This is a genomic window from Coprococcus sp. AM14-16 (assembly GCF_003434675.1).
GTDB lineage: Bacteria > Bacillota > Clostridia > Lachnospirales > Lachnospiraceae > Coprococcus > Coprococcus aceti.
On record NZ_QTLL01000003.1, the window covers coordinates 26,363 to 41,862 of the forward strand.

Consider the following 15,500-nt stretch of genomic DNA (forward strand, 5'->3'; position numbering starts at 1 on the left):
AATTTCTTCTATTTAGAAGTACGTTTTTACATGCATTTTTCAAGAAATATTACAAGGTTTTTTCAAGGTTATCTGTGCATTTCGACCAAATATACCTGCATGGGTGTCCGGCGGATCATTGTATTCACTTTGTCCGCCTCGCAGCGCACCTGTCCACGTATCAGCCACTGATCCACTCATACAGTATGCCTGCCATCTCCCTGACATAGTATGTCGGAAGCAGCCACCATGCAGTGCTTCCGGCTATGGATCCCGTCTCTATGCCCTGTTTGTCCGCTATACGCTTTGCCCTGTACTCGTGGAATTCATTTGTCACTATATTCATCTTGTCCGGCAGTCCGTTCTGTCTGATGATCTCAGCCGAAAACTTTATGTTCTCCCTTGTGGACGTGGACTTGTCTTCCATATATATTCTCTCCGGAGCAATTCCGTGCTCTGTAAGGTATTCATACATGCACTGAGCTTCCGACATGCTCTCATCTGCGCCCTGTCCACCGGACACAACACATACAGCCTCCGGGTTCTCATCAAGATAATCCTGTGCTGCTATAAGTCTCTCTCTCAGCATAAGGCTTGGACCGCCGCCTCTGACCGCGCATCCGAGCACCACGACTGTGGCATCCTGTTTAGGCTTTACATGAGCCGCATAGACCATGTGATACGTGATGACCACAACAAGGGCAAGAGCAATGGTTACAAGCGCAAGCACGATACTGAGGCATATCTTTCCTGCTTTTTTATCCCAAAGCTTTCTGACAGATTTGTCTATCTTTGCCCTGAATACTCCATACAATGTGAGAAATGCAAACACGCCTGTTCCCAGCAGGGTTCCTATATTCACATGACAGCCTCTAAGCACCGGATATATGAACATCAGCATTCCCAGCACGCCTATTATACAGAATATAAATCTCCATATATGATATCCCCGTGTACGCACCGCCACACCATCTTTTTTTATTTCTTTACTCATATCTTCATGGCTCTTCTGAGTCATTTTATCTGTCATCTATTCTATCCTCCCTGTTTTTTCTCTTTTCAGCTTCTTAATACCATTCACACAGAATAACAGTGACATGACTGTTGCTATAGTCCAGCCTATCGGCCAGGCCAGCCATATTCCTGTGGCGGAACCTATAACTCTTGACAGCACTATCGCCAGCACCACCCTGAGTATCAGATCCGTAAATGTCGATGTCATGAATCTGCCCATCATGCCTGTTCCCCTTAGTATTCCATCCGCTATAAGTTTTGCCGATACTACAAAGTAGAACGGCGCCAGTATCCTGAGATACGTGACTCCCGTGTCAAGGGCAAGTCCTGTCCTGTTCTCCATAAATGGATACATGCCATAACGGCCAAAGAAGAAGTACAAAACCGCAAATGGTATGCATAGTCCCCATATGAGTTTTATTCCAGCTTTAAGTCCCTGTCCTATCCTGTCGATCTTACCCGCGCCAAGATTCTGTGCGGTATAGTTGGATATTCCATTTCCAAGTGTTGTAAATGACGTTATGACGAGATTGTTGAGCTTTACAGCCGCCGCATATCCCGCTATGACAGAGGCTCCAAATCCATTGATTACGCTCTGAATAATTATATTTCCGACTGAGATAAAACTCTGCTGAAGTATGCTCGGTATGGCTATGACTGCTATCTTGCCCAGCATGCTTCCCGAAAATACACGGACCTTCCCCTCAGTGCGAACTGCTGCCAGACGTCTGAACACAACTATTATCGCAAGTACAGCGCTCACGCCCTGACAGATGAATGTAGCCCACGCAACTCCATTTACCCCCATCTCAAATATCTTTACAAACAGTATATCAACGGCTATGTTGGACACCGATGAGATGGCTAGGAATATGAATGGTGTTCTCGAATCGCCCAGCGCAGAGAATATTCCTGTCGCTATGTTGTAGAAGAACAAAAATGGCACGCCCAATATGTATATGTTCAGATAAGTAAGCGAATCTCTCATCAGCTCATCCGGGGTATCAATAAGTGCCAGCAGTCTCTCTCCAAGCAGAAATCCAACCAGCATGAGAACCGCCACAAGTACCGCGCTTGCTATGAGAGTAGTCCAGACAGCAGTCTTCATCTCGCTGTATTTCTTTGCCCCGAACAGCTGGGATACTATGACCGAACAGCCTATATTGCATCCAAATGCAAATGCTATGAAAATAAGTGTTATCTCATAGCTGTTGCCGACCGCCGCCAGAGCATTTTCTCCTATGAACTGCCCCGCCACAAAGCTGTCCGCTATATTATAGAGCTGCTGAAATATCACACTTCCGAAAAGTGGCAGGCAGAATCTCCAAAGCACGGATTCAGGCCTTCCCACAGTAAGATCTTTGTTCACATTTTTCACTTCTTTTCTATAATTTACTCCTGTTTTCGGTTTTATTCTAACCTCGTTCACCCGGCATTACAATAGGCAAAATATTAAACATCTTCGGCTGAACACCCGTTTTTTTGTACTTATTTCCATATATTTTTATGCATATAAAACGGGCAGTACATGCCGAGATGGACATATACTGCCGGGTCTTTTTATATTTTAAGTTTCTTGGGAATTACAATATATCTATGTACTCCCCTGACAGCGCCTTGTTCATCGATCTGACAGCACAGAACTTACCGCACATACTGCACGTGTCGCTGTACTCATCATCAGGCTTTCTGCTGTCCCTGATCTCCTTTGCAGTCTCAGGATCTATGGCACATGCAAACTGTGCATCCCAGTCGAGGACACGTCTCGCATCCGCCATCTTGTCATCTATATCCCTCGCTCCAGGTATTCCCTTTGCTATATCTGCCGCATGGGCTGCTATCTTGGATGCGACGATTCCCTGCTTAACATCTTCTACATTTGGCAGGGCAAGGTGCTCTGCAGGTGTGACGTAACAGAGGAATGCTGCGCCGTTCATGGCTGCGACCGCTCCGCCTATGGCACTTGTGATGTGATCGTATCCCGGTGCTATATCTGTGACAAGAGGTCCAAGTACGTAGAATGGTGCGCCCATACAGAGTGTCTTCTGAACTTCCATGTTGGCTGCAATCTGATTGAGTGGCACATGACCAGGGCCCTCAACCATAACCTGTACATTATGATCCCACGCGCGCTTTGTCAACTCTCCAAGTCTGACAAGCTCCTCTATCTGACATACATCCGTTGCGTCCGCAAGACATCCCGGACGACATGCATCTCCAAGTGATACCGTCACATCGTATTCCTCGCATATATCAAGGATCTGGTCAAAATACTCGTAGAACGGATTCTCATTGCCTGTCATGGTCATCCATGCAAATACAAGACTGCCGCCACGGCTGACTATATTCATCTTTCTCTTATGTTTCTTGATCTGTTCGATTGTCTTTCTTGTTATTCCGCAGTGGAGAGTCACGAAGTCAACTCCATCCTCCGCGTGAAGACGTACCACATCGATGAAATCCTGTGCAGTAAGAGTTGCGAGATCTCTCTGATAATGAATAACGCTGTCATATACCGGCACAGTTCCTATCATAGCCGGACACTCTGAAGTGAGCTTCTGTCTGAACGGCTGTGTGTTGCCGTGGCTTGACAGATCCATGATCGCCTCTGCTCCCATCTCGACAGCACTCATAACCTTCTGCATCTCGATACCATAATCCTTGCAGTCTCTTGACACACCGAGGTTGACATTGATCTTGGTCCTCAGCATGCTTCCAACTCCCTCTGGGTTTAAACATGTGTGCTTCTTGTTGGCTGGTATCGCTACCTTGCCCTCTCCTACCAGTTTCATCAGCGCCTCAGTGGACATATGCTCTTTCTCGGCAACTTTCTCGATCTCAGGAGTTACTATGCCTTTTCTTGCTGCGTCCATCTGTGTTGTGTAATTTCTCATCTGTTCCTCCAATCTGATCCGGCTTTATAAATCTGTTCCAGATCTAATATTTGTTTCTCTTACACTTTTATAGTGGCGGAAGGTGGTGCCCCCAATCAGCCACTTTAGGGAATATCCCACTTAAGCGGGTCCCTCCTTATGAAAAAAGAGACACAGGAATGCGTCTCTTCTTTCTTACATCATTATGTATGTATCAAACGTATCCCTACGGCGGCATTATCCGCATCAGGTTGTGGGTCGAAGCATTCAGCCTCCTCTCAGCCGGCTAACTCGCCAGCTCCCCATACTTATATCCAATTCTCTGACAACAAGTATACCGCTGTCAGATCGTAACATCAACATATTTTTCTGTGATGTTACACCGTATGCTGCAACTCATTACTGATCTGCATCTTTTCTAAGGTCATAATAGTGCGGAATGATGTCCTCGTAATGTCCATCCGGCATTCTGAATCCTCCCGGTATGACTCCCAGCGGAGTAAATCCAATCCTCTTATACAGATGGAGTGCATGTACATTTGATGCTACTACGGCATTGAACTGGAGCACTCCAAAGCCTTTCTTCTTTGCCATGGAGATACAGTCAAGCACAAGCTTTTCTCCTATGTGTTCACCGCGGACGTCGCGTCTCACGGCATAGCTGGCGTTACATATATGTCCGCATCTTCCCACGTTGTTCGGATGAAGTATGTAGAGTCCTACCACCTCACCACTCTCTGCGTTCTCGGCAATACCGGTATATGTCTGCTCTTTGAAAAATGCACCGCCTGATTCCGGTGTCAGGTCTTCCTCCTGTGGAAATGCTACTCCGTCATCAACAACCTGGTTCCAAATTTCTGACGCAGCGATCGCATCTTCTGTCGTGTACTCTCTTATGTTGATATTCATCTGTGCGTCCTCCTATTATGATAAGATTTCACTTATGTTCTATTTATTATTATATCGTTCTGTCTGGCAGCGCACTATGTATACATCAAAACAGTGTATATTGCCGATATTCAGCAATAATAATCAGATTATGGTGCTGACAGTTATGGGCATATAGCTGTCAGCACTTTAAACATTGTACTACTGTCTATTTATGTTGCAAATTGCACCTCCTTTATCTGCTACATATCCACAGCCTGCCTCACTTCTCTCTTTTTCCAGCTCACAAATCCATACATGTCGTTCACAAAGAATATGACGAAGTTTACAACTACAGGAATATATGACGGATTCTCAAAAGATGCGAGAACCCATAATACTATGAGTACTACATCATTTGCTGCATATCCCACCGCATAGTATGACGATCTCAGCATGGTGAGCGCAGCCGCCAGGAAACTTGTGACTATGGATATTGTGCTGAATACTATATTCGGCGTGTCAAGTATCATGAGTATATAGTAGAATACAACCGTTACAAGCACTGTGCTGACAGTGAGCCATATCACATGCCTGCGTGTCAGTTTCTGTATGGCTACCTCACTGCTGTTGCCCTCCGATGGATTCTTAAACCATGTTATGGCTGACCACACCGCCATCGGCATCGTCATCCCGAGGTAGGTTATCATCTCCCCCCAATAACGGAACCTGAAGGATATGATACCGTATAATATGCTGAATACGACCATCAATATCTGCGCCCACACATTTCCCTTTGCCGCAAATATAAGCGATGTCACACCTATGAGTGCCGCCGCAAGTGTGAGTATGTCCAGATCTGCAGTGAGAAGATTCGACACCAGCACTATAGCCAGGGAACTCAGCCAGATAAGCCATTCCCGCTTAGTCAGTTCTTTTATTGGATTGTACATTTCGATCTCTCCTTTTTATCGCCTATCTTTAGCAAACTCTTTTCTAGTTGCCTGAATTTTCAAACAATTCTATTGTTCAAGAAAGTCATTCATCTTCTAATTTCTCTCAGATTTTGACTATATTCTTTCCTGCCCATCTCTAAAGTCTTATTTTCTCCAAATCATCTGGCACATGCAGGTTGCCACTGTAATACCTTTTGCCCTCTGCCACGTACAATCCTTTTCTATGTGTTATATTTTTATCCTCTGTATGATATAGCAACAGATTCTGAACTTCAATCTTTTCTGCAAGTTCACAGGCATCCTTGACTGTTGAGTGATGTTTCTCGTATGGATCAAATATATCCGCCTCAGAATACAGGCAGAATGCCTCATGGAGCAGCCATTTGCTGCCTCTCGCATACTTCTCCTCACAATCATTGTAAGGCTCGTCTCCGCAGCACGTAATTTTCGCGCCATCACCCATATCCATACAGAATCCAAATTGCTTTGTCTTAGTTGAACCAGTATCAAAAAATGTGACCTTTCTGCCCATTATCTCTTTCGTATCGCCGTCATTCACCTCAACCAGATGAAGTCTGTCACCAATATATACTGTCTCCTTCTTATTAAGAAGTTGCATTGCCATCTCCCTAAGTAAAGCGATGACCTCGTCATGTCCGTATATAACGGCTTCGCCTTCATACGAACCTTTTTTCATATGCTGGCATATCATGCGGATCATCCACACCGCGCCGAGTATATGATCTACATGTTTATGCGTCACAAATATTGTCCTCATGTCCTGCCAGTTAAAACCCGCTTTCTTAAGCTGTGACAGTATGCCGTTACCACCGCCGCCATCCACTAGAAAATGTTCGTCTCCATCTGACAGCACAAAGCATGTATTATAACACTCTGTCACAAGTGCACTTCCTGTTCCAAGCATCGTTATGTCCATACACCCTTTCTTCCTTTCCCAAATACTTAATTCGTATAATAAGCACCATCCGCATACTCATATTAACCTGATTAACAGCTTACTTCTCCTGCTCCTTACACACATCAACCCAGCCGGCAGCCCCAGATGCATCCTCAAGCTCAGAGATGGTGAGATTCACTGCACTGTGGTTATTGCCCGCCGCAGGGAAAACCCTCTCGTATCTCTTGAGGCTCTCATCAAGGTATACATCTATCCCCGGATTTATGCCAAATGGACACACTCCGCCCGGTGCATGTCCGACAAGCTCCTCCACGCTATCAAATGGCACCATCTTCGCCTTGACGTGGAATCTGTCTCTATATTTCCTATTGTCAACTCTGGCTATGCCCTCGGTGAGTATGAGTACTATCTTGTCATCCTGTATGAACGCCATGGTCTTAGCGATCATGCCCGGCTCAACTCCAAGCGCCTCCGCCGCCATGGCAACAGTTGCCGTCGGAGCGTCCATAAGTATGATCCTGTCTCCATATCCTTTATCTTCAAGAAACTTTTCTGCCTTTTCCAGTGACATGGCTGTACGTCCTCCTTGTTGTAATTATCTGTATTCCAGCACTTCATCCATTTTCTTTCTAGGTCTCATATCCGAATTCTCTGCAGCAGGTTCTGGATCGCAGCACCTCGATAAGCTGTCTTATAATCGCCGGCTCCACTGGGATATCTTTAAACTTTCTAATACTGCGTCTTTTTTCTATGCTATCTCTTACCTCCATAGCTATGTCTGTCTCCGTAAATATATGTATGTAAACTGTCTATTATAAAAAGTATCATAATTGCTGTATATCTATAACCATGCACTCCTCCGATGCCTTAAATCCCACTGATTCATACAGCGGTCTGCCGCTTTCCGTAGCATCAAGGCTTACCTCCGTGGCACCATGTACACGCGCGTCCTCTATAAGCATATTCACAAGCTGCCTGGCGATTCCTCTTCTCCGATAGTGCTCTTCTGTATATACATTCATGAGATGTGCTCTCTTTCCTGATGGGTGAGAAAATGTTGGCATTATTTCAATATAAGACATACTGGCACACGCCACACATCTTCCGTCATCGACAGCTACAACTGTTGTCTGATCACCCTCAAGAAAATACCTTCTGCTGCTCACCACCAATTCATCGTCAAATATGTAATCAGCAGGAAGATCATTGACTATCTTAAGCATGGACAATCTGACATCCATCAGCATATCTATATCATTTGCATCTGTCACTCTATACTCCATAATACCCCCTTATTAATCCTTGACATTTTTATGCCTCATGTTATAATAACACAAGTCGGACGGTATGTTGAATATTAATATACCTTGCAAGGTGTTCTGCAGATGCAGGATTCCCGGATGGAACATGAATCGCGATAAAAATATATCAGAATTTTCATGAGCCAGATAAGATACTTTATCTTATCTGGCTCTTTTTTTATGCGGCTAGCAGGATAATGTGTCCCCTCGATCATGTGTCTTTCCGATTTTCAATTATAAACTTTTTTTATTAAGGAGATTTACAAATGAATCTGTTAAAAGACGATCTGAAAAAGCTTTACTTCAAATTCCTCATTCCTTCCCTTGGAAGTGCCATGGTCATGTCCATATACACCCTGACTGATGCCATCGTCATCGGCAAAGGTGTTGGAGCTGATGCCCTGGCCGCTCTGAGCATCACAACGCCTCTGCTGTGCATACTTATGTCAACCGGAATTCTCTTTGGCGTAGGTGGATCAGTGCAGATGAGCGTGCACAGAGGAAGTGGCAACACAGTCAAATCTAACCGCTACTTCACCGTGTCATTCATGATGATCGCGGCCATCACCGCGCTGCTGTGGATACTGTACATAACATGCATGCCATCACTGCTGAGGCTCATGGGTGCAAATGCCACTCTATACCCATATGCCATGTCATACATGCACTATATAAATATGTTCCTGCCGGTTGCAGTATTTTCCAACTTCATAGCTATATTTGTGAGGGCTGACAATGATCCGAACCGAGCCATGGCAGGCGTCCTGCTGGGCGGAGTGTTCAATATCGTGATGGACATCGTACTGGTATTCCCGCTGAAGCAGGGAATCGGCGGAGCCGCACTTGCTTCTGTTATCGGTATGCTGATCCAGGTACTTGTCGCCTCATCGCATTTCCTCAGCAAGAAGAATGAGCTGCGTTTCATAATGCCACACAGGATCCTGAACAGCATGAAAAATATTGTGACAGCCGGTATCCCGAGCTTTTTCAATGAATTTGCAAATGGATTTATAGTGCTGCTGTTTAACATACAGATATTGAAGTACTGCGGCGAGAATGCCCTGTCCATATACAGCGTCATCTCCAACTGCGTCATCCTGTTCAACTCTCTGTTCACAGGAGTTGGTCAATCCGTGCAGCCTGTGATCTCGACCAACTACGGAGCAGATAACATAAGCAGAATAAAAACCATAAAAAGAATGGCTTACACAACCATCCTGATCATGGGCGTGCTGTTCTCACTTATTGGAATACTTTTTCCACGAACATTGTGCAATGTATTTATAGATATGAATGAAGGCCTTGGTGTCATTGCTGATCTTGGTGTCAGAGCGTACTTCTTTGCATTTGTGCCATTTGGGATCAACCTGATGACCTCCTACTATCTTCAGGCCATACTGAAATCCGGGCAGTCGCTGTGTATATCACTGCTCCGAAACATCATACTCAGCAGCGTGTGTATACTGACGTTCCCAGTTTTGACCGGTGGCAACAGCTTGTGGTTTGCTGCACCTGTGACCGAGGCTGTGACACTTACCGTCAGTCTTGTATTTCTGGCACGGGAATCTAAAAGGTAGGATGTCCATTACATGTGTATGCAAATTAGGCGATATGAGATATACTGGATGTGTTGACTTTAACAAATAGAGATTAGGGGGTATAAGGCGAAAATGCACGAAATGGATTTGATTGAATTCCTTATTAAAGAAGGACACACTGATATTGCAGAAAGTATTAAAGACTACCGAAAAAATACTATTAAAATGTGTATGAAGGATGAGGAAAATGTAATTGCAAAAGGCACAAGTAAAATCGGCGGCTTTCCCGATCTTCCGCCCGAAATTCCATATCCCACAATGTCGGGCTATTCCTGCAAGCGCGGAGATGACACTGAGCGGTACGAAAAATCAGCAATGCAGCTTGTTGCTCAAATCAATCTTGCGGACATTGCCGACTTAGATATTGAAAACAAGCTTCCGCACACGGGTATTTTATATTTTTTCTGGAGCGGAGAAATCGACTCAATTCACCAGACCAACAAATGGGTTGAAAGCGTTGCTGACGCCCCCGAAAATTCGGCTTATCACAAGGTGATCTGGTACAATGGCGACCTGTCAAATTTAAAGAGAACTGAGCCGCCTGTTCCATATTATTCAAAGTATTTTACAGAAACTTTTGAGGAAAAGGCCGTCGAGTTTGAACTCACCACAGATTATCAGCCACTGGGAGATGTGCTTGACTGTGACCTATTTGACCGTCTTGAAGAAGTTGCTCCAGATTATGATATCGAATATCTTTCGTATGACGGAAACAAATTATTCGGTTATCCTACGGGGGGTAATATACCGGATGTAAACACAAAAACTCATCTACTGTTTCAATATGGTTACAACGTTGGTTGTCTATGGAATATCTTTTGGATCATTTCAGATGAAGATTTAAAGAACCGCAATTTCGACAAAGCGGTCTTTAGTTTCGATTTGGACTAATAACTATAATTCTAAGTAGGAGCAGAACACTCCTGCTCCTACTTGGTATAAAATCAGTGCTTTATACAGAATTCGCAGCCACCGCTATGTCCAATACAGTCTCTGCAATCAGAATCTATCTCAAACACATCTTCACCCGCGATCAGATATGTTCCAACAAGACTCATCTTCGGCGACATGCATTCTCCGTTCCATGACACGCCTACCTGTGATGCATCCATAAGCCCCAGCAGCTCAGGTACTGCCTCCATGCCCATTCCATAGTATCCTGGACCGAACGACGGACTGCAATACTTCTTCTCATATACACTGTTCTTTCTCTCAAGATATCCTTGCAGCCACCCTCTTATGACATCTATGCATGCCACCTGAAATGCCTCCATGTAATACTGGTCAAGCACAGAACCAGTGTTTTCCAGATCTACAACCGGTGCATGAAATGCATAAATGTAACCTTTATCAATAAGACTGATGTCAAGCTGTGTCAATATTCCGCACTCTATCTTTTTCCCACAAAAAGTAAAATAGCCGGGGCAAATGCACTCAGGAGCAAATTCCTGTAAAAGAACATCCACCGCACAAGATCCAGACATATCTTTCATAACCCCATCCAATATTCTGTCAATATTGATCTGATGCTCATACTTCATATCTGCATCTATTTCATTTATATGGGTAATCTGCATCAATCGTTCTTTCACCTGAGTCTTGAGCTTTCGAAGATCTATATGCAAAAGCTCATCTTCCCTCTGAAGGCGTCCAATAACCATATCATACATCTCTGGCTGATGTACTAAAAGGCAATTACTGCAATCTTTTATCCGCTGCCCTTTCCGGCTGATCACATACTCAGGATTACCTAGGCACCGTTCCTCGCGATAAAGTGGGCAGTAGCAGAACATGCAATTAAAGTTCTCTACTTTCTCCACTTTATGACACGGGAAAAACTCACATTGTGTATTCTGAAAAAATTTATAACTATTTTCCATAATATATTATGACGTTTTATTTTTCTGTTTTTTCATTTTTTTCTTAACTATCTCTACACCTGCATAAATCAGGAATCCAGCAAGTGACATGATCAGCCCCAGCCTCAAACCTGGCGTATGATAAACCATTTGTACTGTATGCTTACCCTTATCAAGTTTTATTCCCATAAAAGTATCTGCAAGCTCATCAATTTTAACCTCTTTACCATCCACAACAGCAGACCATGCATCTTCATAAGGTATTGAAAGCAGTATTTCTGTATCATCGTCAACATCTACTTCACCAGTAATTCTATTTTTAGAAATTTTTAAATCTGTTTTATATCCAGTATTAAGAATATTGATCGCTTTTTCAAACACATCTGTATTCAGCTGCGATACATACAATGTATGCTTCTTGTCCCTATTAGTTTTTCTCTTTATAACTAAATCTATTTGATCTCCAGCCTTATATTCACCAATGTACATGCTGTTGATTTCAAACCTGTGACATGCATTCTGAATCAACTCGCCATTTACATATACCTCACAATTGTTATCATATAATCTACTATGTGTTTTGCTTCCATCAACAAACACGTATACCGGTCCATCTTTTTTTACATCCAATTTCCATTCTTCATTACCATTCTTGTCAGTATGTATATATTCTGAATCAACATTCTCATATACATCTACTTCTTCACCAAGCATAGCGGATAACAGGTTCTGCTGATTTTCAAATGGATCATTGCCAAATGAAACCTTCTTTATATCGTCATTCACCGGATAGCCGAGGGGCAAAGCGTATTTATTTTTATATACCTGTGCATACTGAGTCTTCAGATCCGTTTTCTCGTATCCTGATGCCGGACTCTTTAATTGGACATATTTTATTGACAGCAAAGAATCTGTCAGCAACATAGGACTATTCCAATATGTCTCACGTAAAAAAAGCTTCTCCCCAGGGATATCAGAATATCCCATATAAGCTAGAAATCTGTCAACATTAAAATCATAAGCTGAACTATAATGCTCTATGCTATTATAACCATACAGCAGTGACTCCCCCGTCGCTATATCTCTTCCAATAGTCTTTAGATAATTATAATCATTTTCATATCTGAAAAAGCTTCCCTTCTCAGTCTCATTAAGACTATCGACTATATTCTCGGCAACAACTGTGTAATCAGAAAAACTCCTTGCATCATTATTGTATTCAGAAAAAGCAATGTACACATTATAACCGGCTTCTATCGCAGTCAGGCATGCCACTCCAAAGCATACTACCTTGGAAACATTTTTTCTATTGTTACCACATAACAGCACTATTATCCCTATACCCAAAATTGCCATATAAATAATGACTATATTACGCGGTGAATTTATTTTCTTTATATAATATAAAAATGCCAAACCTACTGCAACAACCCCCATTGCAGAAGCTACTTCTTTTTTTGATACCTGGTCTTTTTCCCATAATTGAACCTCTCTTGCAGCGATCATTATCATTACAAAAGAGAGTACAAAACTAAATCTGAAGAAGTATGAAGTGCTTCTAACAAAGGCTGTCCACACAAGTTCTAAATCTCTAAGACAATAACAGCTGCACAACAAAGCAAGCAGACATGCCATACAGATTTTTTCTTTTTTCTTCACAGCAGAATTAAAGAAAAATGCAACAACAGCAATAAGAACGATGGTTCCCGTAAAAATAGGGGGTGCATCCTGCGCATTCACTTTCGCACCAACATCAAATCCACTAAGGAACTGTGTTATATCCATATTAACTATACGGCTCAATCCAACGGTATTATTTGTTGCAATTCCTCCAACAAGCGCCATACACGCAGGAAGAAGTATACACAGACTCGCCAACACTCCACATAACATTGTTACTATATATCTAAATATACTTTTCCATTCTGTTTTCAACGCTTTTTTTATACTAAAGTCATTTGCATTAAGATATTCAACAATAAATAATATTCCTGACATCAGACATACCATATAGCCAGTGTACCAATTACAGAAAATTGCAACGAATACAGAAGTAAATAGCAGCCCCGTTTTCTTCTTATCAACGCACTTCCATACTCCTAGTGCTATCAATGGCAAAATAATAACTCCATCAAGCCACATAACGTTTCTACAATTATACACATTATATTCCATAAGTGCATATAACGATGATAATACAAGGCCTGGTATCACCGATATTTTGAACCTTTTATCAACATATATGTATCCTGTTATTCCACACAAACCAATTCTGAGCAAAATCATAAATGCCATAAACTGTGGTATCTGCGCCTTTGAAAAAAACACAATAAACAAATTTAATGGACTAGACAAATAATAAGCTACTATCCCTATCATCCTGCCGCCAAGTGCTTTTCCTGTAGAATATTCTATACCTGAATTTCCATGAAACACATCCCATAAATATCCATAATAGTCCTTATACTGTAGCAATGAATCCCAGATCATCGTAGACTTGTTACCAAATGGTACCACTCCGCACACAGCCATAACAATCAACGTTATAATAACCGGTAACAAAAATGCCAATGCAATGATGATCATTTTTTGTCTTAGAGTTTTTTGCTTACTCATCAATCTCCTCCTGTAATCCACATCTTTATTATCAACTATCTATAGCTTGACAATATCTAAAAAGCAATTAATTATCTGATTGTTCTGTTTTTCGCGGCCCCCATAAACATGACAACCGGAACAACTATTCCAACGATCATCATGACAACGGCTATAAGCTTGCTGTCACCGGACACCAGTGTCACTATACCGCTTATTATCGCAAGTATCACCAGAAATGCTGCCCATACAACTATGGCAGACGCCTTTGCAACCTTGTTGCTTCCGGCTATTCCAAATATACCGCCTATGATGGCTGCAAGCGATGCTATTCCGGCCACAACGCCACATACGACAGCCTTTGTCGATGGCTCATCTGCAAGCACAAGCTTTGCAATGTCATAATATCCGGCATTTACAAGCCCCCATATGAGCATGATGAGCGACGATGCCGTCACCATTCCCTTTCCAGGTAATTTTTCCATAGATTATTTCTCCTTTTTCATTCTCATATCACTGTCTGCTCCACACATAACAGAAGGCCTGTGTTCTGGCTGCAAACTTCTCAGTCTTGAGCAGTTCTCTTACCTCTGCCTTTGTGTACCATCCTGGAGTGATCTCCTCCAGAGTTGAAGTGCTCGGCTTGAACTCGCCTCTCGCCTTGCCTACAACACACATATTTGTCTCATTTGAAAATCCTACAGCACTGTAGCTTGTCCCTATTGTGTCACTGATCTCGTACAGCTCAAGTCCCGTTTCCTCCATAAGCTCACGTCTGGCACTGACCTCAGGAGTCTCCCCCGGATCTATGAGTCCGGCAGGGAAATTATATACCCATTCACCCGGAGCAAGTCTGAACTCCTTATCTATAAGGATCCTCTCATCTGCCTCGTCTGTGGCGATGATGACCACCGCATCTGCTGCCTTGCCATGAAGTCCCTCGAAATCGGTGATTTCTCCATTCCTGCTTATCATCTCATAGTTCTTAACTATTCCGTCTACAGTCTCGTACTGAACATCGTATCGTGTGATAAACTTTCCCTGTTCTTTCTTTTCAATTCCTACAAATTTCAAAACACTTTCTCCTCTACTTGCAAAGCTCTGCCACAACCTGATTGATGACCTTGCCGTCTGCCTTGCCCTTGAGTTCAGCCATAACAGCCTTCATGATCTGGCCTTTATTCTTTGTTGCTATCACATCTGCAAATTTTGTTGTGAGGATATCTCTCACCTCATCCTCTGACAGAAGTTTTGGCGCATACTCGTTGAACACATCATATCTTGCCTTGTACTGCTCCAGAAGATCTGTTCTGTCTGCAGGGCAGGTATCGATCTGCTCTTTTACAGACTTGATCTCCTTGAGGATAACACTGTCAACTATATCCTCAGGAATGTTGTCTCTGCAGCCGTTATCGATTCCGACCTTCTTAACTGCTGATACGAGGGATGAGATGCTGTCCTTTCTCTCCTTATCCCTTGCCTTCATTGCTGCTATCATATCCTTCTGTAACTTCTCAAGTGTCATTTTTATTTCCTTCT

At 42.9% G+C, this 15,500-nt stretch carries 16 protein-coding genes and 1 riboswitch; of the genes, 2 read left to right on the plus strand and 14 right to left on the minus strand.

Features of this window, described 5'->3' with window-relative positions; all coding sequences use genetic code 11:
- Window positions 1-160: 160 nt before the first annotated feature.
- The 9 genes from DW159_RS10375 to DW159_RS10410 form a co-directional block, all read right to left on the minus strand.
- The gene (locus DW159_RS10375) at window positions 161-1,009 is read right to left on the minus strand and encodes a YdcF family protein (RefSeq protein ID WP_117550625.1); all 849 of its coding nucleotides are present in this window, start codon (window positions 1,007-1,009) and stop codon (window positions 161-163) included.
- Window positions 1,010-2,362, minus strand: coding sequence for an MATE family efflux transporter (locus tag DW159_RS10380; protein ID WP_117551041.1), 1,353 nt, complete (start codon window positions 2,360-2,362; stop codon window positions 1,010-1,012).
- Between the two features lie 214 nt (window positions 2,363-2,576).
- Entirely contained in the window at window positions 2,577-3,887 is a 1,311-nt protein-coding gene (gene thiC, locus DW159_RS10385; RefSeq protein WP_022215820.1) for a phosphomethylpyrimidine synthase ThiC, read from the minus strand.
- Window positions 3,888-4,072: 185 nt separating this feature from the next.
- Window positions 4,073-4,181: riboswitch (TPP riboswitch) on the minus strand.
- A gap of 84 nt (window positions 4,182-4,265) precedes the next feature.
- A complete protein-coding gene (locus DW159_RS10390) occupies window positions 4,266-4,775 on the minus strand; it encodes a GNAT family N-acetyltransferase (RefSeq protein WP_117550627.1) in 510 nt (169 codons plus the stop codon).
- A 221-nt stretch (window positions 4,776-4,996) separates the two neighbouring features.
- Entirely contained in the window at window positions 4,997-5,686 is a 690-nt protein-coding gene (pnuC, locus tag DW159_RS10395) for a nicotinamide riboside transporter PnuC (protein ID WP_022216111.1), read from the minus strand.
- Window positions 5,687-5,825: 139 nt separating this feature from the next.
- Window positions 5,826-6,626 carry an MBL fold metallo-hydrolase gene (locus DW159_RS10400; protein WP_117550629.1) on the minus strand — a complete coding sequence of 267 codons (801 nt, stop codon included), beginning with the start codon at window positions 6,624-6,626 and terminating at the stop codon, window positions 5,826-5,828.
- A gap of 79 nt (window positions 6,627-6,705) precedes the next feature.
- Window positions 6,706-7,179: a YbaK/EbsC family protein gene (locus DW159_RS10405; protein WP_117550631.1), complete on the minus strand. Its 474-nt coding sequence runs from the start codon at window positions 7,177-7,179 to the stop codon at window positions 6,706-6,708.
- A 58-nt stretch (window positions 7,180-7,237) separates the two neighbouring features.
- Complete coding sequence (locus tag DW159_RS13640; RefSeq protein WP_158547603.1) at window positions 7,238-7,378, minus strand: hypothetical protein; 141 nt, start codon at window positions 7,376-7,378, stop codon at window positions 7,238-7,240.
- A 54-nt stretch (window positions 7,379-7,432) separates the two neighbouring features.
- The gene (locus tag DW159_RS10410; protein ID WP_117550633.1) at window positions 7,433-7,891 is read right to left on the minus strand and encodes a GNAT family N-acetyltransferase; all 459 of its coding nucleotides are present in this window, start codon (window positions 7,889-7,891) and stop codon (window positions 7,433-7,435) included.
- Window positions 7,892-8,175: 284 nt separating this feature from the next.
- Between DW159_RS10410 and DW159_RS10415 the strand changes: the two genes are divergently transcribed.
- Complete coding sequence (locus tag DW159_RS10415; RefSeq protein WP_117550635.1) at window positions 8,176-9,486, plus strand: MATE family efflux transporter; 1,311 nt, start codon at window positions 8,176-8,178, stop codon at window positions 9,484-9,486.
- Between the two features lie 102 nt (window positions 9,487-9,588).
- Window positions 9,589-10,398 (plus strand): DUF1963 domain-containing protein, encoded by an 810-nt coding sequence (locus tag DW159_RS10420; protein WP_242992679.1) that lies wholly within the window; start codon window positions 9,589-9,591, stop codon window positions 10,396-10,398.
- Window positions 10,399-10,451: 53 nt separating this feature from the next.
- On the opposite strand, the gene DW159_RS10425 is transcribed toward DW159_RS10420, so the two are convergent.
- From DW159_RS10425 to DW159_RS10445, 5 genes are all read right to left on the minus strand, one after another.
- Window positions 10,452-11,387 carry a cysteine-rich small domain-containing protein gene (locus DW159_RS10425; RefSeq protein ID WP_117550639.1) on the minus strand — a complete coding sequence of 312 codons (936 nt, stop codon included), beginning with the start codon at window positions 11,385-11,387 and terminating at the stop codon, window positions 10,452-10,454.
- Between the two features lie 6 nt (window positions 11,388-11,393).
- Window positions 11,394-13,982 carry a YfhO family protein gene (locus DW159_RS10430; protein ID WP_117550641.1) on the minus strand — a complete coding sequence of 863 codons (2,589 nt, stop codon included), beginning with the start codon at window positions 13,980-13,982 and terminating at the stop codon, window positions 11,394-11,396.
- 71 nt (window positions 13,983-14,053) lie between these two features.
- A complete protein-coding gene (locus DW159_RS10435; protein ID WP_117550643.1) occupies window positions 14,054-14,446 on the minus strand; it encodes a hypothetical protein in 393 nt (130 codons plus the stop codon).
- A 28-nt stretch (window positions 14,447-14,474) separates the two neighbouring features.
- A complete protein-coding gene (locus DW159_RS10440) occupies window positions 14,475-15,035 on the minus strand; it encodes an NUDIX hydrolase (RefSeq protein WP_055146459.1) in 561 nt (186 codons plus the stop codon).
- A 13-nt stretch (window positions 15,036-15,048) separates the two neighbouring features.
- Window positions 15,049-15,486 carry a GatB/YqeY domain-containing protein gene (locus DW159_RS10445; protein WP_015533834.1) on the minus strand — a complete coding sequence of 146 codons (438 nt, stop codon included), beginning with the start codon at window positions 15,484-15,486 and terminating at the stop codon, window positions 15,049-15,051.
- Between the last annotated feature and the right edge of the window lie 14 nt (window positions 15,487-15,500).

What these genes read in the sequence shown, in the direction of transcription:
- DW159_RS10375 (WP_117550625.1), bottom strand. Translation starts at nt 1,009, where the DNA reads ATGACAGATAAAATGACTCAGAAGAGCCATGAAGATATGAGTAAAGAA.
- thiC (WP_022215820.1), bottom strand. Translation starts at nt 3,887, where the DNA reads ATGAGAAATTACACAACACAGATGGACGCAGCAAGAAAAGGCATAGTA.
- DW159_RS10390 (WP_117550627.1), bottom strand. Translation starts at nt 4,775, where the DNA reads ATGAATATCAACATAAGAGAGTACACGACAGAAGATGCGATCGCTGCG.
- pnuC (WP_022216111.1), bottom strand. Translation starts at nt 5,686, where the DNA reads ATGTACAATCCAATAAAAGAACTGACTAAGCGGGAATGGCTTATCTGG.
- DW159_RS10400 (WP_117550629.1), bottom strand. Translation starts at nt 6,626, where the DNA reads ATGGACATAACGATGCTTGGAACAGGAAGTGCACTTGTGACAGAGTGT.
- DW159_RS10405 (WP_117550631.1), bottom strand. Translation starts at nt 7,179, where the DNA reads ATGTCACTGGAAAAGGCAGAAAAGTTTCTTGAAGATAAAGGATATGGA.
- DW159_RS13640 (WP_158547603.1), bottom strand. Translation starts at nt 7,378, where the DNA reads ATGGAGGTAAGAGATAGCATAGAAAAAAGACGCAGTATTAGAAAGTTT.
- DW159_RS10410 (WP_117550633.1), bottom strand. Translation starts at nt 7,891, where the DNA reads ATGGAGTATAGAGTGACAGATGCAAATGATATAGATATGCTGATGGAT.
- DW159_RS10415 (WP_117550635.1), top strand. Translation starts at nt 8,176, where the DNA reads ATGAATCTGTTAAAAGACGATCTGAAAAAGCTTTACTTCAAATTCCTC.
- DW159_RS10420 (WP_242992679.1), top strand. Translation starts at nt 9,589, where the DNA reads ATGGATTTGATTGAATTCCTTATTAAAGAAGGACACACTGATATTGCA.
- DW159_RS10425 (WP_117550639.1), bottom strand. Translation starts at nt 11,387, where the DNA reads ATGGAAAATAGTTATAAATTTTTTCAGAATACACAATGTGAGTTTTTC.
- DW159_RS10430 (WP_117550641.1), bottom strand. Translation starts at nt 13,982, where the DNA reads ATGAGTAAGCAAAAAACTCTAAGACAAAAAATGATCATCATTGCATTG.
- DW159_RS10435 (WP_117550643.1), bottom strand. Translation starts at nt 14,446, where the DNA reads ATGGAAAAATTACCTGGAAAGGGAATGGTGACGGCATCGTCGCTCATC.
- DW159_RS10445 (WP_015533834.1), bottom strand. Translation starts at nt 15,486, where the DNA reads ATGACACTTGAGAAGTTACAGAAGGATATGATAGCAGCAATGAAGGCA.